Source organism: Streptomyces rectiviolaceus (assembly GCF_039533825.1).
Taxonomy (GTDB): domain Bacteria; phylum Actinomycetota; class Actinomycetes; order Streptomycetales; family Streptomycetaceae; genus Streptomyces; species Streptomyces rectiviolaceus.
The window spans coordinates 3,860-24,395 of the sequence record NZ_BAAAUG010000096.1 but is presented as its reverse complement, the minus strand read 5'-3'; the positions used below and the strand labels follow the sequence as shown (position 1 = coordinate 24,395).

Below are 20,536 nucleotides of genomic sequence, written 5' to 3'. Positions count from 1 at the left end.
GTGGCGGTGGCGGCGGGATGCAGCCGCCGGGCCAGCAGGGCGGCCAGAACGGTCAGCAGGGCAATGCCATGCAGCCCCCGACGGGCGGCCAGAACGGCGGCGGCATGGGCCAGCCTCCGGGCCAGAACGGCCAGAACGGCCAGACCGGCCAGCAGGGCAACAACTCCCAGGGCAAGCAGGGCCAGCAGCAGGGCAAGCAGAACCAGCAGGGCGGCTTCCCCGGCGGTGGCACGGGTGAGCGCGGGGGCATGGGCGGAGGCGGCGGCATGGGCGGCCTCCTCAACGGCGCCCAGGTCAGCAGCAAGGCCAAGAAGCTCCTGGAGGAGAACGCCTCGGACTACACCTGGGCCGCGGCCGCCATCGGCTCGCAGAACGCGGCGAGCTACCAGCTCTCCACCAGCGACCCGGTGATGGCCATCGGCGGTTTCAACGGCAGCGACCCGTCCCCGACCCTCGCCCAGTTCAAGCAGTACGTCGAGGACGGGAAGATCCACTACTTCATCTCGGGCGGCCAGGGAGGCGGCATGGGCGGCGACAGCGGCACCGCCTCCAAGATCACCTCCTGGGTGGAGGACACCTACAAGAAGGTCACGGTCGGCAGCGCGACCTTCTACGACCTGACCCAGCCGAAGAGCTGACAGCTCGAACGCATCGGGGCCGGCCGCCGCCTGCGGCCGGCCCCGTCGTCATGTCCGCCGGAAACCGTCTTGTACGCCGTACGGGAGATGCTTTACGGTGTACGTCGCTGACCACACGTACACCGTATAAGTAGAAGGAGAGGGAGGCATGACGGCAACGACGACCGCCGAGACCCCCACAGCCCCCCAAGGGCACCCGCAGCGCTGGCTGATCCTCGGCGTCATCTGCCTCGCCCAGCTCACCGTCCTCCTGGACAACACCGTCCTCAACGTCGCCATCCCCTCCCTCACCGAGGAACTGGACGCGTCCACGGCCGACATCCAGTGGATGATCAACGCCTACTCGCTCGTCCAGTCAGGACTGCTGCTCACCGCGGGCAGCGCGTCCGACCGCTACGGCCGCAAGAAGATGCTCACCGCGGGCCTCGCGCTCTTCGGCGTAGGCTCGCTGGTCGCGGGCCTCGCCCAGTCCTCCGCGCAGCTCATCGCCGCGCGGGCCGGAATGGGCATCGGCGGCGCGCTCCTGATCACCACCACGCTCGCGGTGGTCGTGCAGATCTTCGACGACACCGAGCGGATGAAGGCGATCGGCCTCTGGTCGACCGTCAACTCCCTCGGCTTCGCGCTCGGCCCGCTGATGGGCGGGGTCATGCTCAACCACTTCTGGTGGGGCGCGATCTTCCTGATCAACATCCCCGTCGTGCTCATCGCGCTCGCCGCCGTCGTCAAGCTGGTCCCCGAGTCCAAGAACCCGCAGGGCGACCGCCCCGACCTGCTCGGCGCGCTGCTCTCCACCATCGGCATGGCCTCGGTCGTGTACGCGATCATCTCCGGCCCCGAGCACGGCTGGACGTCGACGCAGGTCCTTGCCGCGGCCGCGGTGGGCGTGGTCGTACTCGGCGTGTTCGTCTTCTGGGAGCTGCGCATCCCGTACCCCATGCTGGACATGCACTTCTTCCGCAACCAGCGCTTCATCGGCGCCGTCGCGGGCGCCATCCTGGTCGCCTTCGGCATGGGCGGCTCGCTGTTCCTGCTCACCCAGCACCTCCAATTCGTCCTCGGATACGAGCCGTTGGAGGCGGGCCTGCGCACGGCGCCGCTCGCGGTCACCGTCGTCGCGCTCAACCTCACCGGCCTCGGCGCACGCCTCCTCAAGCGGACGAGCACTCCCGCGACGATCGCCATCGGCATGACCCTGCTCTCCGCGGGCCTCGCCGCGATCGCCGTACTAGGCGGCGACAACTACACCGGGATGCTGACCGGCCTCATCGTGATGGGCGCGGGCATCGCGCTCGCCATGCCCGCCATGGCCAACGCGATCATGAGCGCGATCCCGCCGGAGAAGGCGGGCGTGGGCGCGGGCGTCAACGGCACGCTCGCGGAGTTCGGCAACGGTCTTGGCGTGGCCGTGCTCGGCGCCGTCCTGAACTCACGCTTCGCCTCACTCGTCACCGTCTCCGCGGTCTCGCTGCCCGCGGCGCTGGCGGCGGCGGGCTCGGACGCCGAACGCACCAGGATCGCCGACGCGTTCTCCTCAGGCCTCGAGACCAGTCAGCTGGTGGGCGCGGTGGCCGTACTCCTCGGGGGCATGCTGGCAGCCGCGTTGCTCAAGCGTGCGGAGAGGGCAGACTCTGCGAAGGCGGACCCGGCGGTGGCGTCCGCATAGCATCGACGGGTGGGCGACGGACTGGCCGATTCCGGTTTGTCGCCCACCCCGTAGGACCGGTACCGCTACAAGAGCTCAGGACCAGGAAGGTGCGCCATGGCGAAGGCAGCCGACCGCGCGAAGCGCCCCGCGCGGACCAGCGTCTGGCTGGAGGGCAAGGCCCCCCGGAACGGCGCGGGCAGCCGCAGGAGCGACCAGCCTTCGGGCCTCGACCGGGACCGCATCACCGAGGCCACGGTCCGTCTCCTGGACGAGGAGGGCCTCGCCAAGTTCTCCATGCGCCGCCTGGCCGCGGACCTGAACGTCACGGCGATGTCCGTGTACTGGTACGTCGACACCAAGGACGACCTCCTCGAACTGGCCCTGGACGCGGCCGCCGGGGAGATGACCCTGCCGTCCCGGGATTCGGTCACGCCCGACCGGTGGCGCGAGACGCTGCGCGAACTGGCCGAGGAGTACCGGGGGTTGCTGGTCCGGCACGCCTGGGTGTCGCCGCTCGTGGGCAACTTCCTCAACATCGGCCCGAACTGGATCAAGTTCTCGCTGGCCGTGCAGGAGGTGGTCCGCGGGACCGGCCTGCCGGCGGAGAAGCAGGCCGGGGCGATCGCCGCGGTCTTCCAGTTCGTGTACGGATTCGGCACGGTGCAGGGCCACTACATCGCGCGGTGCGCGGCCGCGGGGCTCACCCCGGAGGAGTACTTCAAGGAAGCGATGGGCGCGGTCAGCGCTCACCCCGCCCTTGAGGAGACCCTGCACAGCTCTGCCGACATGATGGAGGCGCGGGGCGGGTCCACGGTCGAGGAGATGTGGGAACTGGACTTCGCCGTCGCCCTGGACCTGCTGGTAGCAGGCATCGAAGCAACGCTGTAGCGCTAGCCCTATCGCCGGCGCTAGGCCTTGGCTGCCGGAAAGCCACCGGTGGCCACCGGGCCCCACCGCTCCGGGGTGATCCGGATGATGGACTTGCCCTGCTTCACCATCGCCTCGCGGTACTCGTCCCAGTCCGGGTGCTCACCGGAGATGTTCCGGAAGTACTCGACGAGGGGCTCCACCGACTCCGGGGAGTCGATGACCTCCGCCGTGCCGTCGATCTGCACCCAGGGCCCGTTCCACTCGTCGCTCAGCACAAGGATGCTGACCCGCGGATTCCGCTTGGCGTTCCGCGTCTTGGCCCGCTCCGGATACGTAGACACCACGATCCGCCCGGAACCATCGACCCCACAGGTCAGCGGAGAGCCTTGCGGGGTCGCGTCCGCGCGGGCCGTCAGCAGGATCGCCCGGTGCCGAGGGCGGACAAAGTCGAGCAACTCATCGAGGGAAACGGTGGTGTTGGTCGCGATGCTGGGTGCCATGGCCCGCACCTTACGCCGGGGCGCGGAGCTGTGAGGGCCGCGCCTCTCCCACCCACCCGCCCGTTCACCCCGCATCCGACCCAGGACGAACAAGCTTTCCCGCCCACCCGCCCGATTGCCCCGCGGTGCCAGGCGGGGTGGTCTGGGGAGGCGACACCAGGGAAGATCGGCCCCCACGCACCCGCAGTCGGCAGCGCTCGCGAGGGGACGTGGCGGTATGTCCGCCCGGAGCACGGTTCGCAGGACTCGCCAGTCGGAGTAGCCTCGCGGCCACCGGACGATAGCGAGGACGGACATACCGGCGCGGCACCGCCCCCAAGACGAACCCGCACCGCCCCCGCCTAGCCCTGCGGCAGGGAATCCCCCTGCACAGCCTGGATGTCCAGTTCCACCCGCAGGGTCGTGCCGATCGCTGAGATTCCCGCCTGTACCACCTGGTTGTAGTTCATGGCGAAGTCCTCCCGCCGCAGCTCCGCCGTGGCCCGGAACGCCGCGCGGGTCCCGCCCCAGGGGTCCGCGCCCGTGCCGAGGTAGCTGAGGTCCAGGTCGACCGGGCGTACGACGCCGTGCATCTGGAGCTCACCGTGCACCGTCCAGCGGTCCGAACCGGCCGGCGTCAGGCCCGTCGAGCGGTACGTCAGCTCCGGGTACTGCTCGACGTCCAGGAAGTCGGGCGACTTCAGGTGACCGTCCCGCATGCCGTTCCCCGTGTCGATGGAGGACGACCTGATGATCGCCTCGACGCGCGACTTCTCCACGTCCTCGGCGATCTCCACCCGCCCCCCGAACTCCGTGAACCGCCCGTGCACGCTGGTGATCCCCAGGTGCTGGGCGACCGCGCCCACGGTCGAGTGCGCCGGGTCGATGGTCCAAGGACCGGGCGGCGGCAGCTCCGTGCCACCCTGCCGGGCCAGGACGATGTTCCCCACCTCGGCACGACCGCTCGCCGTGACGAGCGCGGTCGAGGCCACGGGCGCGTAGCCGACCGCGGTGACGATCACGGTGTACGGGCCAGGAGGCAGCTCCGTGGCGTCGCGCACCGCACCTTCCCCGTCCGCGGCGGCGCGCAGCACCTGCGCGCCGGTCATGTCCGTCAGGGTGACGACGGCGTGCGACACCGCCCACCCGTCACGCGTCCGGATCCGTGCGCTGAGTCCCATCCCGTTTTTCTCCTAGCTGCCAAGCTCAAAAAGAGTGCGGCCCCCGGCGGCGGTGACACGGCCGTCCCCTGCCGTGAACGTCACCGCCGGCCCGGGGGCCCTTTCCACACCGGCCCGTGCGCAAGCGTCCGCTCAGAGCGCGCGCACGAGCCGGGGTCAATTACTCGCCGGGGTGGGCGAGTTCGATGTCGTGGTCGCCGACACCCTCACCGGATACGGTCAGGCCCGTCGCCACCGGCGGGTAACCGGTCGCGATGACCGTGTACTCGCCGCTGTCCAGGTCGGTGAAGGCGTACGCGCCGTCCGACCCGGTGGTCGCGGTGGCGACGACGTTGCCCGCCGCGTCCACCAGCGTGACTCGCGCGTCGTTCAGCGGACCGCCCGCCGCACGCACCGTGCCAAGCACCTGCGAACCGGCGTTCAGCTCGACCTCGACCCGGGTGACGCCGACCGCGCCGACCTCGACGGGCAACGCCATCGGACGGTGCCCCGCGGCGTTCACCGCGATGGTGACCTGCCCCGGGACCAGCTCGGCGAAGGTGAACTCGCCCTGCTCACCGGTGAGCCCGGTGGCCAGGACATCCCCGCGCACGTCCGTCACGATGACCATCGCGCCGGCGACCGGCAGCTTGCCGGTGGAGGCCCGCACCACACCGCTGAGGCCGCTCGTGCCGCTCAGCAGGATGTCGTAGACGAGGGGCTCGTCCGCCACGACGATCGTCGAAGCCTGCGGCTGGAAGCCGTCGGCCGACGCGATCAGTACGTACGAGCCCGCGCCCGGCGCGTCCACCGCGTAGGACCCGTCGCCCTGCGCGACCGCACGGCCCAGCTGCCGTCCCCCGAGGGAGATCAGCGTGACCGCGGCCCGCGGGACCGGGGCGCTCTCCGCGCCGCGGACGAAGCCGTGGACCGGAGTACCGCCGCCGGTGGTCTGCGAAGGGGCGTCACCGGTGGCCGACGAGGCGACCGCGGCGAGCTTCTGCGTGCCGTCAGGACCCGCCTCGGTGTGCGCACCGACGGAGGCCAGGACCGGCTGCTCGTCGGCGACCGTGGTGGCCGTCGCCGGGGCGTCGGCCGGAGTGTCGGCGGCCGACTCGGCGGCCTGGGCAAGCCCGCCCGACGTACGCAACGGGACCTCCTTGATGAAGAGCGTGATCAGGAGCGCGATGAGCGCCATCGGCGCGGCGATCAGGAAGACGTCGGCGATGCCGTGCCCGTAGGCGCTCTCCATGACCGTGCGGAACGGTGCGGGAAGGGCGTCCAGGTCCGGGATGCCGCCGCCGCCCGTGCCGCCGTGCCCCATGCCGGCGGCCTTGGGACCGAGGTCCTCCAGGCCGTCCTTCACGTAGTCGGTGATGCGCGTCGACATCACGGCGCCGAGCGCCGAGACGCCCATCGCGCCACCGAGGGAACGGAAGAAGGTGACGACCGAGCTCGCGGAGCCGAGGTCCTCGGGAGCGACCTGGTTCTGCGTGGCGAGCACGAGGTTCTGCATCATCATGCCGACGCCGAGACCCATCAGCGCCATGAAGATCGCGATGTGCCAGTACTCGGTGTCGTACCGGATGGTGCCGAGCAGGCCGAGACCCGCGGTCAGGAGCACACCGCCGGAGACCAGCCAGGCCTTCCACTTGCCGGTCTTGGTGATGACCTGGCCCGAGACCGTCGAGGAGACGAACAGACCGGCGATCATCGGGATCGTCATGACGCCGGACATGGTCGGCGACTTGTCGCGCGCCAGCTGGAAGTACTGGCTGAAGAACACCGTGCCCGCGAACATCGCGACACCCACGAAGAGCGAGGCGAGCGAGGCGAGGGTGATGGTGCGGTTGCGGAAGAGCCGCAGCGGGATGATCGGCTCGCTCGCCTTGGACTCGACGAGCAGGAAGATCAGGCCGAGGACGATTGAACCGCCGACCATCGCGCCGGTCTGCCAGGACATCCAGTCGTACTTGTCACCCGCGAAGGTCACCCAGACCAGGAGCAGGGAGACGGCGGCCGAGATGAAGAAGGCACCGCTCCAGTCGACCTTGACGTCCCGCTTCACGACGGGAAGCTTCAGGGTCTTCTGCAGCACGATCAGGGCGATGATCGCGAAGGGCACGCCGACGTAGAAGCACCAGCGCCAGCCGAGCCAGTCGGTGTCCGTGATGACGCCGCCGAGCAGCGGGCCGCCGACGGTGGCGACGGCGAAGGTCGCGCCGAGGTAGCCGGAGTAACGGCCGCGCTCGCGCGGGGCGATCATCGCGGCCATCACGATCTGCGCGAGGGCGGAGAGACCGCCCACGCCGATGCCCTGGACGACACGGCAGGCGATCAGCATCCCGGCGTTCTGCGAGAGGCCGGCGACGACCGAGCCGAGGACGTAGATGATCAGTGCTATCTGGACCAGGGCCTTCTTGCTGAAGAGGTCCGACAGCTTGCCCCACAGGGGCGTGGTCGCCGTCATCGCCAGGAGCGATGCGGTGACGACCCAGGTGTAGGCGGACTGGCCGCCGCCCAGGTCGCCGATGATTTCAGGCAGGGCGTTGGAGACGATCGTCGACGACAGGATCGCGACGAACATGCCGAGCAGCAGGCCGGAAAGGGCCTCCATGATCTGGCGGTGCGTCATCGGAGCGCCGGCGTCATGCGCCGCTCCGTGCTTGGCGTGGCTGCCCCGCACACCGGATGGTGTGGTTGTTGCCATGGGCTTCCTCTTCGTTACGCGGGTGTACGGGTGGTCTCTTCGAAGGGGAGCCGGGCCGAAGCCGCACGGCAGTCCCCGAAGCTGTCGCGCAGTCGCGCGAGCAGCGTGCTGAGCTGGACGACCTCGTCGTCTGACCAGTCATGCAAGTAGTGGGTGAGTGTCCTGATGGACAGGTCGGACAGCTCGTTGACCTTGGCCTTGCCCCCTGGGGTGAGGCGCAGGATCCGGGAGCGCTTGTCGGCGGGGTCGGGATCCCGGTGGATCCACTCCTTCTCGGCGACATGGGCCACGTGGCGACTTGTCACCGACATGTCGACGGCGAGCAGTTCCGCGAGCCTGCTCATCCGCATCTCTCCGTGCCGGTCGATCAGGACGAGTACGGCGGCGGACCCTGCCGGGCAGTCGTGTGGCAGCCCTCTGCCGAGACCACGTTTCACGGCACCGATGGCGCTGAGCTGTCGGGCCAGCTCCTCGTAATGACGCTGCGCGGCCACGGCACCTCCTATGTTGTTGCTTAGGGCAACGATAGAGACAGTTGGTTGCCGCAGGCAAACTAAAACTGGACCAAGGCCCTAAAGAGTCGGCAAAACTCTGGGGCTGCGCTCGTAAAGTCAGTGGTCAGCGGGGGTTGGGCCGACCCCCGATGGTTCGCTAGGGTCCTGCGCTATGGCACACAACCCCCAGGGCCCCCAGAACACCCCCGACCCCGCCGGCAGCACGCAGATGTTCCGCGCCTTCGTCGACGAGTCCCCGCAGGGCCGCGGCCAGCAGCCGGCGGCAGCGCCCGCGGGCCCGCGCATCGGCTTGATCATCGGCGTCGTACTGGCGATCGCGGTGGTGGCGGGGGTGGCTTGGCTGGCGCTGAAGTAGACCTCCCGGCCGGGGCGGGCGTCAGGGGCGCGGGGAACTGCGCGCCCAGCCACAGACGACCCGCAGGTAAAGAACCCCTACTTCCACTTCACGGAGACGTCCCGCGTCTCCACATGCATGCCCAGCGGCACCCGCCACGGGTCCACGCAAACAGTCCAGGTCTTCTTGAGCCGCTGACCGGCGTCCAGCGCGGGCAGCTTCCGGGTGGATTCGATCGTCGCCCAGTCAACGCCAAGGGCGCCGATCACGTGCGTACCGAAGGTGACCGTGCCCGACCGCACCGGCGATCCGCCGGTGTTCCGGAAGGAGACGGTCACTTTCTCGCACCAGCGGTCGTCCGCCGCCTTCCGCTGCGGCTCGCCGACGCTGAGCTTCGCGGGACCGCTGGGCGAGGCGCTCGAACTGCCGCCGGGGGTGGAGGGCGTACCTTCCGAGCCTTCCGGAGCTTCCGGGCTTCCGCCCGAACTTCCCTCCGTACGGCCGGGCTTGGCGCCGTCTGTCGAGTCGGTGGCGGAGCCGCTGCTGTCCGGGGTGTTCGATGAGCCCGAACTGGCCTTGCCGCCAGGGGACTTGCTGCTGGAGGCGTCCGAGCCGGGCTCGGAGGGTTCGGAGGCGCCGCCCTCGCCCTCAGTGCCGCCCTTGCCGCCGGAGGACTTCTCGGCCCCGTCCAGCGGTACGAACTCCACGTCCCCGGTGGGCGCAACACCCTTGCCCGGCGCCCGCTCAGGGCTCGCCGCAGCCGGCCCCGTAGCCACATAACCGTCGCCGTCCCCGCCGCCACAAGCCGCCAGCAAGCCGCCCAGGCACAGGGCAGCCGTGGACGCACCCAGTACGTTTCGCATGCCACGTCGCATCGCGCCAGTGTGGCTGACGGGTCGTCAATTAGGAACCCCGTCAGCAACTCCGGTCCCCCTGCGGCGCGTTGAGCCACAGGGGGCACGTCATCACTCCCCGATGAGCCCTTCCCGCAGCTGCGAGAGCGTCCGCGTGAGCAGGCGCGATACGTGCATCTGCGAGATGCCGACCTCCTCGCCGATCTGCGACTGCGTCATGTTCGCGAAGAAGCGCAGCATGATGATGCGGCGCTCGCGCGGCGGCAGCTTGGCGAGCAGCGGCTTGAGCGACTCGCGGTACTCGACGCCTTCCAGGGCGCTGTCCTCGTACCCCAGGCGGTCCGCGAGGGAGCCCTCGCCGCCGTCGTCCTCGAGGGCGGGCGAGTCGAGCGACGAGGCCGTGTACGCGTTTCCGACGGCCAGGCCGTCGACCACGTCCTCCTCGGACACCCCGAGCGCCTTGGCGAGTTCGGGCACGGTCGGCGAGCGGTCCAGCTTCTGCGCCAGCTCGTCGCTCGTCTTCGTCAGCGCGAGCCGCAGCTCCTGGAGGCGGCGCGGCACGCGCACCGACCAACTCGTGTCTCGGAAGAAGCGCTTGATCTCACCGACGACCGTCGGCATCGCGAACGTCGGGAATTCCACGCCCCGTTCGCAGTCGAAGCGGTCGATCGCCTTGATCAGGCCGATCGTGCCGACCTGGACGATGTCCTCCATCGGTTCGTTGCGGCTGCGGAAGCGGGCCGCCGCGTACCGGACGAGGGGGAGGTTGAGCTCGATCAGCGTGTCCCTTACGTAGACACGCTCCGGGCTGTCCTTGTCGAGTGCGGCGAGCCGCAGGAACAGGGAGCGGGACAGGGTGCGGGTGTCGATGGCTCCGGAAGCCCCGGAAACTACTGAACTCACAAGCGCGTCGGGCGCTGATTCGCTCTTCGTGAGCGTGAGCACCTTCGAGCTGCCCTGATCTGCGGACATGCCACCCCCTTGAGGTCGCGGACGGTCACCGGCGGACGCTCCCGTCGGAGGAACGCAGCCTCCACCTGAATACCGGACGTGGGGCTGCGGCAAACGCGGTTCCAGCAGAATGTCACATGTCGGCAACACGCTGTAGTTACATGTCGACAAAGAAGGGTGACATCGATGCAGGAAAGAGGGGGTCTGGGGCTTTTCTGCTCGGGAGAACGTCGGGAACCGCGGAGAACGCAGTCCACTCGATACGGTTACGCCTCGATACGATTTGCGGACCGAAGTCGCGCGAAGCTTCTGGCCAGCAGTCTTGACACATGCATCTGAGAAACGCCCAATTCGGCGCTGATCTGTGATTGCGTCAGATTGCTGTAGTAGCGCAGAAGCAGGATGCGTTGTTCACGCTCGGGCAGTTGGACGAGGAGATGGCGGACGAGGTCGCGGTGCTCGACGCCGTCGAGTGCCGGGTCCTCATAGCCGAGCCGGTCGAGCAGCCCGGGAAGCCCGTCGCCCTCCTGTGCCGCCTCCAACGACGTTGCGTGGTACGAACGTCCGGCCTCGATGCAGGCCAGGACCTCCTCCTCGGTGATGCGAAGGCGTTCGGCGATCTCCGCGGTCGTGGGCGAGCGCCCGAACGCCGTGGTGAGGTCCTCGGTCGCCCCGGTCACCTGGACCCACAGCTCGTGAAGACGGCGCGGCACATGGACCGTTCGTACGTTGTCGCGGAAGTACCGCTTGATCTCGCCGACCACGGTGGGCATCGCGAAGGTCGGGAACTGCACGCCGCGGTCCGGGTCGAAGCGGTCGATGGCGTTGATCAGACCGATCGTGCCGACCTGGACGACGTCCTCCATCGGTTCGTTGCGGCTGCGGAAGCGGGCGGCGGCGTACCGCACAAGCGGCAGATTGGCCTCGATGAGCGCACCGCGGACGCGGCCGTGCTCCGGGCTTCCCGGCTCGAGCTCCTTGAGCTCGGCGAAGAGCACCTGCGTCAGGGCCCGGGTGTCGGCGCCCCGGCTGCTGGGGGTTCTCTCGGTGGGCGGGGTGGCCTGCACGCCCTGCACCCCCTGCACGCCCTGTGGGCCCGGCGCGCTCGGTGCGCCGGGGCTGCTGCCTGCTTGCGGGGTCACGGGTGGTGCTTCGGGCGCAGTACTGGCCGGCACGGTCAACGCCACCCCTTCTCGGTCAAGCCCAGTCAAGTCCTGTCGAGCTCAGTCAAGATCAGCCGACGTAGGTCAACTCATCCGTCAAAAGCGGTCATAGCATCACAAGACATGTGCACTGTGTGCAAGCACCTGATTACTACGTGTTGAGAGGCAAGTTGGGGCATGAGACGCGGAAAAGCCCCTCACCGTTCCGGTGAGGGGCCAGTTTGTGCGGGGCTGCTGAGCCGGTTGGCTCAGAACTCGTAGTCCGCGATCACCCACGTGGCGAACTCACGCCACAGCGCGACGCCCGCCTGGTGGGCCGGGTGCTCGATGTACCGCTTCAGCGCATCGGTGTCCTCGACCGCCGAGTTGATGGCGAAGTCGTACGCGATGGGCCGGTCGGTGATGTTCCAGTCGCACTCCCAGAACGCGAGGTCCGGGATCTGCTCGCCGAGCGCGCGGAAGGCCTTGACGCCCTCGACGACGCGCGGCTCGTCGCGCTCCACGCCGTCGTTGAGCTTGAAGAGGACCAGATGGCGGATCATGCGCACTCCTGGGAAGACGGGAAGCCGGGGCGACGAGACGACGAGAGGGGGGACGGCGGGACGAGCCGCTCAGTCCTTGCCTCCGTTGGCGATCCACGTCATGAAGTCGCCGATGCTCTGAGCGGCATCCGAAACCGCCTCGAAGCCTATCTGCACATAGTCCGCGGCCTTCTCCGGATCAGTGACGATCACGTAGAAGATGAAGACCACGAGCGCGAAGAGCCCGACTTTTTTCCACTGCACCGCCACGCTCCCGGCCTCCCCTTACCTGCTGCGCTCTGTGATCTCTGTGACGGGCGTGAGTCTAACCCGGCCCGCTCTCACGGGGCTTTTAAGGACCAACGGCCCGGCAGCAGAGGCCCTTTGCCGGGCCGTTCCCGGTTGCGCGAGGCGCAGGATTGGTGATGTGCCCAAGCGGATCTGGCAGGAATCCGCGGGCGAGGGACTGGCCCCACTGCGGGGTCACGCGCCGTCTGCTTCCCCCCGAATGACGGCGCAGGGCCAGGGTTCCAGTCCTCATCGGGGGGAGCGGTTTGTCCCCCCGATGCCGCTCCCCCCGTCCTATCGGGAGAGAGCCCCGGTGCCTCACGGCGCCGGGGCTTTCGCCTGTGCGCGGCCGGTCCGTCCGTCCGTCTCCGGCCGGTCCCGGGAACGACGAAGGCCCCGTCCTCGCGGACGGGGCCTTCGTATCAAGAGCGGTAGCGGTGGGATTTGAACCCACGGTGAGTTTCCCCACACTCGCTTTCGAGGCGAGCTCCTTCGGCCGCTCGGACACGCTACCGAGAGGAACTCTAGCCCAAAGTGCCCCGTGGTCAGAAATCCGTTTGGCCGACGGCTGCTCGGCGCCCGAGGAAGAGCCGTTCAGCGCCCGCGGAAGAAGCGTTCAGCGCCCCCGGAAGAAGCGCGTGAGCAGCCCGGCGGCCTCCTCCGCGAGGACGCCCTGGATCACCTCGGGACGGTGGTTGAGCCTTCTGTCGCGCACGACGTCCCAGACCGAGCCCGCGGCGCCCGCCTTCTCGTCACGCGCGCCGTAGACGACCCGGTCGACCCGGGACTGGACGAGCGCGCCCGCGCACATCGTGCAGGGCTCCAGGGTCACCACCAGCGTGCAGCCGGTGAGCCGCCACTCGCCGAGCGCGGCAGCGGCCCTGCGCACCGCGAGCACCTCCGCGTGCGCGGTCGGGTCGCCGGTCGCCTCGCGTTCGTTGTGGCCTGCCGCGAGCACCGTCGTACCGTCCGGGGACAGCACGACGGCGCCGACGGGCACATCGCCGCCCTGGACGGCCAGTTCGGCCTCGGCCAGGGCGAGCCGCATGGGTGCCCGCCAGCGATCGCGTACGGGATCTGCTTCTCGGTCGGGTTCGGGTGGGGTGATGGGGGCGTTCCGGTCGGTCACACGGGGAACCTAGCGGACGGTCTCGAGCACCTCCGCCGCCCCGAGGATCTCGGCGATGTCGCTGAGCGCGTCACCGGGTTCCAGGCCGAGCAGGTCCTTCTCGGGCACGCCGAGATCGATCAGGAGCTCCGAGTCGCCGAGGGGCCCCGGGGGCACCGCGTCGCCCGGGGCGTCCTCCGTGTCGTCGTCGGCGGCGGAATCGGGGGCGGCGTCGGATTCGGCGGGTTCGCCGTCCTCCGTGCCGTCCAGGTCGAGGGCGTCCAGGTCGACACCCGGGTCGTCGGTGCCCGGCTCACGGCCGAGCATCTCGTCGGTGAGCAGGATCTCGCCGTACGAACTCTTGGCGGCCGAGGCCGCGTCCGAGACGTAGATACGAGGGTCCTCCTCACCGTCGACGCGGACGACGCCGAACCAGGCGCCCTCCTGTTCGATGAAGACGAGGACGGTGTCGTCCTCAGCGCTGCCGGCCGTGGCCTCGCGGGCCAGGTCGGTCAGATCCGACAGGGTCTCCACATCGTCGAGCTCCGTGTCGCTCGCTTCCCACCCGTCTTCGGTGCGCGCGAGCAGTGCGGCGAAGTACACCGTGACTCTCCCACTGGTCATAGACAGTGCCGGTTGACGGTTTGGGTGTCCCCCCGGCGAGTTCGGGGAGCGGGGTAGTTGCTGTTCCAAGCCCCGCCCACTCGGAATCGTGGCAGAAACCACGGCTTGAGGAGAGGTCTTCCGCACGCTGTGTCCGCGTCGCGTTTCGCGGACGGCTCCCCGTTGCCTGCGTGAGAGGTGGCCGCTACCAGCGGAACGTGCGCATACGCATCTGCTGACGCATCCGTGCCGCCCGGGCGCGGCGCGGCTTCACGCGGTCGCGGAGCTCGATGGCCTCGGCCCGTTCGTGCAGGAACTGGGCGCGACGGCGCCGGCGCTCGGCTTCGGTCTCGCGGTCCGGCTCCCGGCCGCCCGGCTCTCTGTCCGGCATGGGCAACACCACCCCAGGTCGTACGTCCACTTTCCCCCGTACGGCGGGTTTGATGCCAGCGCGAGGCGTTCCGGAGGATCCGGGACGGGGGCGGGCCCGGCGGCCGCGAGGGAGTCCGGGCGGTCCTGGGAGCGGTTGTGGGTCCGGGGCGCGGTTACTGTTGGGGACATGCGGATCCACGTCGTCGACCACCCGCTGGTGGCGCACAAACTCACCACGCTGCGCGACAAGCGCACCGACTCACCGACCTTCCGGCGCCTCGCCGACGAGCTGGTCACCCTGCTCGCGTACGAGGCCACTCGGGACGTGCGCACCGAGCAGGTCGACATCGAGACCCCGGTCACCCCGACGACCGGCGTCAAGCTGTCCTACCCGCGCCCCCTGGTCGTGCCGATCCTGCGCGCCGGGCTCGGCATGCTGGACGGCATGGTGCGGCTCCTGCCGACCGCCGAGGTGGGCTTCCTCGGGATGATCCGCGACGAGGAGACCCTGCAGGCGTCGACGTACGCGACCCGCATGCCGGAGGACCTCTCCGGGCGCCAGGTGTACGTCCTCGACCCGATGCTGGCCACCGGCGGCACGCTCGTCGCGGCCATCCAGGAACTGATCAAGCGTGGCGCTGACGATGTCACCGCCGTCGTGCTGCTCGCGGCGCCCGAGGGCGTCGAGGTCATGGAGCGCGAGCTCGCGGGCACGCCCGTGACGGTCGTGACGGCCTCGGTCGACGAGCGGCTCAACGAGCACGGCTACATCGTTCCGGGCCTCGGCGACGCCGGGGACCGGATGTACGGGACCGCGGACTAGCGCTCGGCGGTCCTTCTGGAGACCAGCGCTCAGCAGTCCTTCTTGCCGCTGGACGTCGAGGGCGTCGGCTTGGGCTCGGCGAGTACCGCCAGAGCCTTGTCGGCGTCCTCTTTCTTTGCCAGATCCTTGAACTTCGCGCCCAGGATGAGGTCCACCTCGCCGCCCTTGCGGTCGTCCGGCCGGCTCTCGGCGCCCGCGAGCTGCGTGCCGAGCACAGGCAGCGCGGTGTCCATGGCGGACGGGGCGCCGAGCAGTATCCCGGTGCCCTTGACCTTCTTGTCGTACGCCTTCGGTGCGTTGTCCACCTTGCCGACGGTGAAGCCGCGCTTCTTGAGCTCCGCCGCGACGTCCTTGGCGAGGCCGCCGCGGGGCGTGGCGTTGAAGACGTTGACCTTGATCTGGCCCGGCTTGGGCAGCGCCTTGGGTGCGGGCGGCTTGGCCGAGGGGCCCGGCTTGGCCGCGCAGTCGCTGCGCCCGCCCGCAGCCGTGGCCTTGTCGCCGCCGGTGAAGACGTCGATGAGCTGCAGTGTTCCCCAGCCGATCAGGCCGACCGCGACGACGGATGCGACGACCGCGAGCACGATCCTGCGGGGGCCACGGGATCGGCGCATACGCGGATATTTGGCCCCCGTGATGCGGTACTTGCCGCCCATGCCGGGGGGAGTGAGCATGCTCATGGGCGCAGCGTAGTGCGACTACGCCGCGATGCCTACTAAATGATCATTGCCTTGGGCGCAGTCCAACCCGAAAGGGCCAATGAGGGCGTGGCTGCCCGGCTTCGCGGCTTTCGGCCGCGGTCAGCCCAGTTCGAGGACGCGGGCGTGCAGCACCTGGCGCTGCTGGAGCGCGGCGCGGACCGCGCGGTGCAGTCCGTCTTCCAGGTAGAGGTCGCCCTGCCACTTCACCACGTGCGCGAAGAGGTCGCCGTAGAACGTCGAGTCCTCCGCGAGGAGCGTCTCTAGGTCCAGCTGGCCCTTGGTCGTCACGAGCTGATCGAGGCGGACCGGGCGCGGCGCGACGTCCGCCCACTGCCGGGTGCTTTCCCGGCCGTGGTCGGGGTACGGCCGGCCGTTTCCGATGCGCTTGAAGATCACACGGAAAGCCTACCGGGCAAGGCTCTCCGGGCGCAGCCATGGCGACCGAGTGCGACTCTGGGAAATGACGCCGGAAATCGGGGCATACCGGGAACACTCAAGCCGGGAACAGGGACAGAAGTGAGCGACAGCCGGCCGATGCCGTCCACGACGGGGCCCGCGAACCCCTCTAACGAGTCTTCGCCGGTCGCGGGGGTGACGTCCGGAGGGCCGGGTTCCGGGGAGGCCGTTTCCGGTGCGGGTGCGGGTGCGGGTGCGGGTGCCGGTGCGCGTGCGGGTGCCGGTGCGGCGCTGCCCCAGGAGGCCATGGAGATCGCTTCCGGGTACGCCTTCGCCGGGCCCGCGCTGGATCTCGGCGCGCTCCTGTGGGGCGGCACGTGCCGTTGTACGGGCGGTACGCGGAGGCGGTGGACCGGGAGTCGGCGTACGAGAAGTTGACTGTGCGTCAGGCGGAGGCGGAGGCGGTTGCGGCTGAGGCTGTCGCCGAACCGGTGGCGAAGGGGCAAGGCGCAGGGGGCCGGATCCGGCTCCGGCCGGTCGGTGTTCGGGACGGCCCGGCGCAGACGCTGAGGCGGGGCGTCTGCGCCGGTGGGGTCGAGTGGAGTGGGGTCAGCGGTCGTTCGGCTCGGGGCGCTGCTCCTTCTGGTGCTCCTCTTCCTCCGTCTGCGACGGGGTCGGGGTGGCGGGGCTGGGGCTGGGGCTGGGTGCGTTGCGTACGGCTTCGGCGCGGAGGAGGGCGTGCAGGGCCGCGTACGGGTCGATGGGCATGGGTGTCTGTCCTGTCCTCGGTTCGCTGCTGGTGGGGGTGGTTGGCCCGAGCGGGGCGGGGACTGTCAGCAGCGGAGGACGACGGAGCGTGGGACGGGGAGGTGGCTGTGGCCGCGGGTGGGGAGGGGGCGGCTTCGGCGGGGTTCGCGGGAGCGGGTGGCCGGGGTGGTGACGGGGGTGGGGCGTTTCGTGGGTACGCGGAGTGCGCTGTCGGTGGTGTCCTGGTGGGCCTCGCCGGTGGGCTCGGTGGATACGGCGGCGGGTGGGGCGGGGGCGGCGGCTTCGGAGGGGGCTGCGGGGGCGAGGACGGCGCCGAGGAGGGCCAGGAGGATGAGGGCAGCTCTGAGCCACGCGGGGCGGGGTGACGCGGCGCGACTCATGAGGGGTCATGTCCCCCGGCTGGACCCGGTTGCTGATGCCCGGCGCCGAGATCCGCCCTCTTGGGCTACGAAGGGGCTGCGGGGCGTGTCCGTCTGCGGGGCGGGCGGCGGTGCGGGGTCGCTCCGCGGGGTGGGTACGGTGCCGCGCCGGTATGTCCGTCCTCGCTATCGTCCGGTGGCCGCGTGACTGCTTCGGCGCCGGAGTGCCGGGAACCGTGCTCCGGGCGGACAAACCGGCACGTCCCCTCGGGTGCGCTGCCGACTGCGGGGCCGCGTCGTGCAGCGGCGCGGTCCGTCTGAGGGTGCGGGGCCGCGCCGGTATGTCCGTCCTCGCTATCGTCCGGTGGCCGCGGGGCTGCTTCGACCCCGGAGCGCCGCGAACCGTGCTCCGGGCAGACATACCGCCACGTCCCCTCGCGTGCGCTGCCGACTGCAGGTGCGTGGGCCCTGGGCGTCCGTCTGCGGTACGTCGCACCTGCCGACGCCCGCTGACCCCAACCCGCACCAACCCGCACGCCCCACCCCGGCCTGCATGCTTCCCGCCCCACCCCGGCCCGTACTTGCCCGCCCACCCGGGCCTGTCCGTTTCCCGCCCACCCCGGGCCCCTACGTTTCCCGCCCACCCCGGCCTGTACTTGCCCACCCCACCCCGGCGGGTTCCTTCCCCACCCACCCCAGCAGTTCCCACCCGCCCCCACCCGCACGGACAACCCACCCACCCCCACCCGCACGGACAACCCACCCACCCCTTGGCACCGCGGGGCAATCGGGCGGGTGGGCGGGAAGGGCCTGTTCGGGCAGAGGCGGATGCGGGGCTACTTGGTGGAGGTCTTTGCTGCGGCTTTTAGTTGTTGTTTGTGGGTGCGGACTCTTTGGAGGGATTCGGGGTCCGTGATGTCCGCCACCGAGCGGTACGCGCCCTGCTCTCCGTACGCCCCCGCCGCCTCCCGCCAGCCTGGAGGGCGTACGCCCAGTTGCTTGCCGAGCAGGGCCAGGAAGATCTGGGACTTCTGCTTTCCGAAGCCCGGGAGGTCGTTCAGGCGTTTGAGGAGGTCCATGCCGGAGGCGGCACTTTCCCACAGGGCGGTGGGGTCGCCCTCGTAGTGCTCCACCAGGTACGCGCAGAGTTGTTGGATCCGCTTGGCCATCGAGCCCGGATAGCGGTGCACCGCCGGCTTGGTGGAGAGCAGTGCGGCGAAGTCGTCGGGGTCGTACGCCGCGATCTCATGCGCGTCGAGATCGTCCGCGTTCAACCGCCGCGCGATCGTATGCGGGCCCGCGAACGCCCACTCCATCGGAACCTGCTGGTCGAGCAGCATCCCGACGAGCGCGGCCAGCGGACTGCGGCCGAGGAGCTCATCGGCTTCCGGCTCCTGGGCCAGGTGCAGGGTGACGTCCATGGAGTCGATCATCCCGCTTGGGCCGGGGCCCCGCACGGCGGGGGCTGGTGACCGGGGCGGAAATCCAGGTGCGACCACGAGGTCGCCCTCGCTACCCTCGCCGTATGTCTACGCCCCGCATCTCCTAGCCAGGACACCGGTCTTCACGTCACCCGTGTGCCCATTCGCTACTGCGGAGCGTTACCTCATGATCACCGCCCGACGCATCGACGTCCGCGGCGGCGCCCGGCTTCTGCTGGCCGGCGCCTCCTTCCACATCGCCCCCGGTGACCGCATCGGCCTCGTCGGCCGTAACGGCGCGGGCAAGACCACCCTGCTCAAGACCCTCGCGGGGCAGGTCCCCCCGGCCGCGGGGACCCTCACCCGTACCGGCTCCCTGGGTTACCTGGCCCAGGACCCCGCGGCCGCCGACCCGCACGGCACCGTCACCGCCCGCATCCTCTCCGCCCGCGGCCTCGACCGGGCGGCGCAGGACCTGCGTACCGCCGAGCACGCGATGGCTGATGCCGGGAGCGCCGCGGAACAGCAGCGCGCCATGGCCGCCTATGCCCGCGCGGACGACGCGTTCCAGGCGCGGGGCGGGTATGCCGCCGAGGCGGAGGCCGCTCGCGTGGCCGCCGGGCTCGGGCTCCCCGAGCGCACCATGGACGCGCCGGTGGGCCACCTCTCCGGCGGCCAGCGGCGCCGCGTCGAGCTGGCCCGGATCCTCTTCTCGCGCCACGACACCCTGCTGCTCGACGAGCCGACCAACCATCTGGACGCCGATTCGGTGGGCTGGCTGCGGGGGTACCTCGGGGCCTATCCCGGTGGGCTCGTTCTCATCAGTCATGACGTTGGGCTGATTGCGGACACCGTCAATCGCGTTTTTGTGGTTGATCCGGGGCGGGCCGCGCTCGACGTGCACAACACCGGCTGGCACACCTATCTCGCCCAGCGCGATGCGGACGAGCGGCGACGCGTGCGGGAGCGGGCCAACGCTGAGCGGAAGGCCGCGTCACTGCGCAGCCAGGCGGAGAAGATGCGCTCGCACGTCTCCACCGCCACCGCCGCGAAGAACATGGCCCGCCGCGCCGACCGGATGCTCGCCGCCACCGAGCCCGTGCGCAGGGGCGAGCGGGTCGCGCGGATCCGGCTGCCCGAGCCCGCACCGTGCGGGCGCACGCCGCTCGGTGCGATCAGTCTGGTGAAGGCGTACGGAGGGCGCGGGGTGCTCGGCGGTGTCGATCTGGCCGTCGACCGGGGGAGCAGGCTCGTCGTCCTCGGGTTCAACGGAGCCGGGAAGACCACCCTGCTGCGCATCCTCGCCGGGGCCGAACTCCCGGACAGCGGGCGGGTGGTGCACGGGCATGGTGCCCGGCTCGGCTATTTCGCGCAGGAGCACGACACCCTCGACGGAGGTATGACGGTGCGTGAGAATCTTGCCGCCGCCGCGCCCGGTCTCACGGACGGTGAGGTGCGGGGTGTTCTGGGGTCCTTTCTCTTTCGCGGGGACGATGCCGACAAGCCCGCCGCGGTGCTCTCCGGCGGCGAGAAGACCCGGCTCGCGCTCGCGGGGCTCGTGCACTCGGGGGCGAACGTGCTGCTCCTCGACGAGCCGACCAACAACCTCGACCCGGCATCGCGCGACGAGGTGCTCGGCGCGGTGGGGACGTATCCGGGCGCGATCGTGATGGTGACGCACGACGAAGGGGCCATCGACGCGCTGCGGCCCGACCGCGTGCTGCTCCTGCCGGACGGGACGGAGGACCTCTGGAGCGCGGACCACCGGGAGATCGTCGCGCTCGCCTAGTCGGCGGGCGGGCCTCGCGGCGGGGATCGTACGTACGTACGCGAGCGGTCCGCCGCCGGGGTGATGCC

General features: G+C 70.2%; 23 protein-coding genes and 1 tRNA gene. 6 read left to right on the top strand and 18 right to left on the bottom strand.

Annotated features, from left to right (window positions below; translation table 11 throughout):
• The 3 genes from ABD378_RS26520 to ABD378_RS26510 all read left to right on the top strand — a co-directional run.
• Window positions 1-638, top strand: a 638-nt coding sequence (locus ABD378_RS26520) for a mannosyltransferase YkcB-related protein (protein ID WP_486389304.1), incomplete at its 5' end; no start/stop codon positions are given.
• A 148-nt stretch (window positions 639-786) separates the two neighbouring features.
• Entirely contained in the window at window positions 787-2,304 is a 1,518-nt protein-coding gene (locus ABD378_RS26515; protein WP_344524521.1) for an MFS transporter, read from the top strand.
• 96 nt (window positions 2,305-2,400) lie between these two features.
• Window positions 2,401-3,174 (top strand): TetR/AcrR family transcriptional regulator, encoded by a 774-nt coding sequence (locus ABD378_RS26510; RefSeq protein WP_344524519.1) that lies wholly within the window; start codon window positions 2,401-2,403, stop codon window positions 3,172-3,174.
• A 20-nt stretch (window positions 3,175-3,194) separates the two neighbouring features.
• Here ABD378_RS26510 and ABD378_RS26505 read toward each other — a convergent pair whose 3' ends face one another.
• The 4 genes from ABD378_RS26505 to ABD378_RS26490 all read right to left on the bottom strand — a co-directional run bounded on the left by ABD378_RS26505 (window position 3,195) and on the right by ABD378_RS26490 (window position 7,999).
• Window positions 3,195-3,656, bottom strand: coding sequence for a PPOX class F420-dependent oxidoreductase (locus tag ABD378_RS26505; protein WP_344524517.1), 462 nt, complete (start codon window positions 3,654-3,656; stop codon window positions 3,195-3,197).
• A gap of 341 nt (window positions 3,657-3,997) precedes the next feature.
• Window positions 3,998-4,816, bottom strand: coding sequence for a YceI family protein (locus ABD378_RS26500; protein ID WP_344524515.1), 819 nt, complete (start codon window positions 4,814-4,816; stop codon window positions 3,998-4,000).
• Window positions 4,817-4,976: 160 nt separating this feature from the next.
• Window positions 4,977-7,430, bottom strand: a complete 2,454-nt coding sequence (locus tag ABD378_RS26495; protein ID WP_486389305.1) for an MFS transporter — start codon at window positions 7,428-7,430, stop codon at window positions 4,977-4,979.
• Window positions 7,431-7,519: 89 nt separating this feature from the next.
• A complete protein-coding gene (locus ABD378_RS26490) occupies window positions 7,520-7,999 on the bottom strand; it encodes a MarR family winged helix-turn-helix transcriptional regulator (protein ID WP_344524511.1) in 480 nt (159 codons plus the stop codon).
• A 172-nt stretch (window positions 8,000-8,171) separates the two neighbouring features.
• Here ABD378_RS26490 and ABD378_RS26485 point away from each other — a divergent pair, with 172 nt between their 5' ends.
• Window positions 8,172-8,375 (top strand): hypothetical protein, encoded by a 204-nt coding sequence (locus ABD378_RS26485; protein WP_344524509.1) that lies wholly within the window; start codon window positions 8,172-8,174, stop codon window positions 8,373-8,375.
• Window positions 8,376-8,452: 77 nt separating this feature from the next.
• Here the strand turns inward: ABD378_RS26485 and ABD378_RS26480 are convergent, their stop codons facing one another.
• From ABD378_RS26480 to ABD378_RS26440, 9 genes are all read right to left on the bottom strand, one after another.
• The gene (locus ABD378_RS26480; RefSeq protein WP_344524507.1) at window positions 8,453-9,217 is read right to left on the bottom strand and encodes a hypothetical protein; all 765 of its coding nucleotides are present in this window, start codon (window positions 9,215-9,217) and stop codon (window positions 8,453-8,455) included.
• Window positions 9,218-9,319: 102 nt separating this feature from the next.
• Window positions 9,320-10,180, bottom strand: a complete 861-nt coding sequence (locus tag ABD378_RS26475) for an RNA polymerase sigma factor SigF (RefSeq protein WP_344524505.1) — start codon at window positions 10,178-10,180, stop codon at window positions 9,320-9,322.
• A 245-nt stretch (window positions 10,181-10,425) separates the two neighbouring features.
• Complete coding sequence (locus ABD378_RS26470; protein ID WP_344524503.1) at window positions 10,426-11,346, bottom strand: RNA polymerase sigma factor SigF; 921 nt, start codon at window positions 11,344-11,346, stop codon at window positions 10,426-10,428.
• 224 nt (window positions 11,347-11,570) lie between these two features.
• Window positions 11,571-11,864 carry a Dabb family protein gene (locus tag ABD378_RS26465; protein ID WP_344524501.1) on the bottom strand — a complete coding sequence of 98 codons (294 nt, stop codon included), beginning with the start codon at window positions 11,862-11,864 and terminating at the stop codon, window positions 11,571-11,573.
• A 69-nt stretch (window positions 11,865-11,933) separates the two neighbouring features.
• Window positions 11,934-12,113 (bottom strand): hypothetical protein, encoded by a 180-nt coding sequence (locus ABD378_RS26460; protein WP_344524499.1) that lies wholly within the window; start codon window positions 12,111-12,113, stop codon window positions 11,934-11,936.
• 447 nt (window positions 12,114-12,560) lie between these two features.
• Window positions 12,561-12,645 (bottom strand) — tRNA-Ser (locus ABD378_RS26455).
• A 102-nt stretch (window positions 12,646-12,747) separates the two neighbouring features.
• Window positions 12,748-13,179 (bottom strand): tRNA adenosine(34) deaminase TadA, encoded by a 432-nt coding sequence (gene tadA / locus ABD378_RS26450; protein ID WP_344524543.1) that lies wholly within the window; start codon window positions 13,177-13,179, stop codon window positions 12,748-12,750.
• Window positions 13,180-13,269: 90 nt separating this feature from the next.
• A complete protein-coding gene (locus ABD378_RS26445) occupies window positions 13,270-13,842 on the bottom strand; it encodes a tRNA adenosine deaminase-associated protein (protein ID WP_344524497.1) in 573 nt (190 codons plus the stop codon).
• A 205-nt stretch (window positions 13,843-14,047) separates the two neighbouring features.
• On the bottom strand, window positions 14,048-14,233 hold the full coding sequence (locus ABD378_RS26440; protein WP_160505980.1) for a hypothetical protein: 186 nt from the start codon (window positions 14,231-14,233) through the stop codon (window positions 14,048-14,050).
• Window positions 14,234-14,401: 168 nt separating this feature from the next.
• Here ABD378_RS26440 and upp point away from each other — a divergent pair, with 168 nt between their 5' ends.
• Window positions 14,402-15,037: a uracil phosphoribosyltransferase gene (upp, locus tag ABD378_RS26435; RefSeq protein WP_344524495.1), complete on the top strand. Its 636-nt coding sequence runs from the start codon at window positions 14,402-14,404 to the stop codon at window positions 15,035-15,037.
• 29 nt (window positions 15,038-15,066) lie between these two features.
• On the opposite strand, the gene ABD378_RS26430 is transcribed toward upp, so the two are convergent.
• The 5 genes from ABD378_RS26430 to ABD378_RS26410 all read right to left on the bottom strand — a co-directional run bounded on the left by ABD378_RS26430 (window position 15,067) and on the right by ABD378_RS26410 (window position 18,679).
• On the bottom strand, window positions 15,067-15,714 hold the full coding sequence (locus tag ABD378_RS26430; RefSeq protein ID WP_344524493.1) for a LytR C-terminal domain-containing protein: 648 nt from the start codon (window positions 15,712-15,714) through the stop codon (window positions 15,067-15,069).
• A 120-nt stretch (window positions 15,715-15,834) separates the two neighbouring features.
• Window positions 15,835-16,131 carry a type II toxin-antitoxin system VapB family antitoxin gene (locus ABD378_RS26425; protein ID WP_003955420.1) on the bottom strand — a complete coding sequence of 99 codons (297 nt, stop codon included), beginning with the start codon at window positions 16,129-16,131 and terminating at the stop codon, window positions 15,835-15,837.
• Window positions 16,132-16,740: 609 nt separating this feature from the next.
• Entirely contained in the window at window positions 16,741-16,899 is a 159-nt protein-coding gene (locus ABD378_RS26420) for a hypothetical protein (RefSeq protein ID WP_344524491.1), read from the bottom strand.
• A gap of 65 nt (window positions 16,900-16,964) precedes the next feature.
• On the bottom strand, window positions 16,965-17,279 hold the full coding sequence (locus ABD378_RS26415; RefSeq protein WP_344524489.1) for a hypothetical protein: 315 nt from the start codon (window positions 17,277-17,279) through the stop codon (window positions 16,965-16,967).
• 815 nt (window positions 17,280-18,094) lie between these two features.
• On the bottom strand, window positions 18,095-18,679 hold the full coding sequence (locus ABD378_RS26410) for an HhH-GPD-type base excision DNA repair protein (RefSeq protein ID WP_344524487.1): 585 nt from the start codon (window positions 18,677-18,679) through the stop codon (window positions 18,095-18,097).
• A gap of 187 nt (window positions 18,680-18,866) precedes the next feature.
• Here ABD378_RS26410 and ABD378_RS26405 point away from each other — a divergent pair, with 187 nt between their 5' ends.
• Window positions 18,867-20,468 (top strand): ABC-F family ATP-binding cassette domain-containing protein, encoded by a 1,602-nt coding sequence (locus tag ABD378_RS26405; RefSeq protein ID WP_344524485.1) that lies wholly within the window; start codon window positions 18,867-18,869, stop codon window positions 20,466-20,468.
• Window positions 20,469-20,536 lie beyond the last annotated feature (68 nt).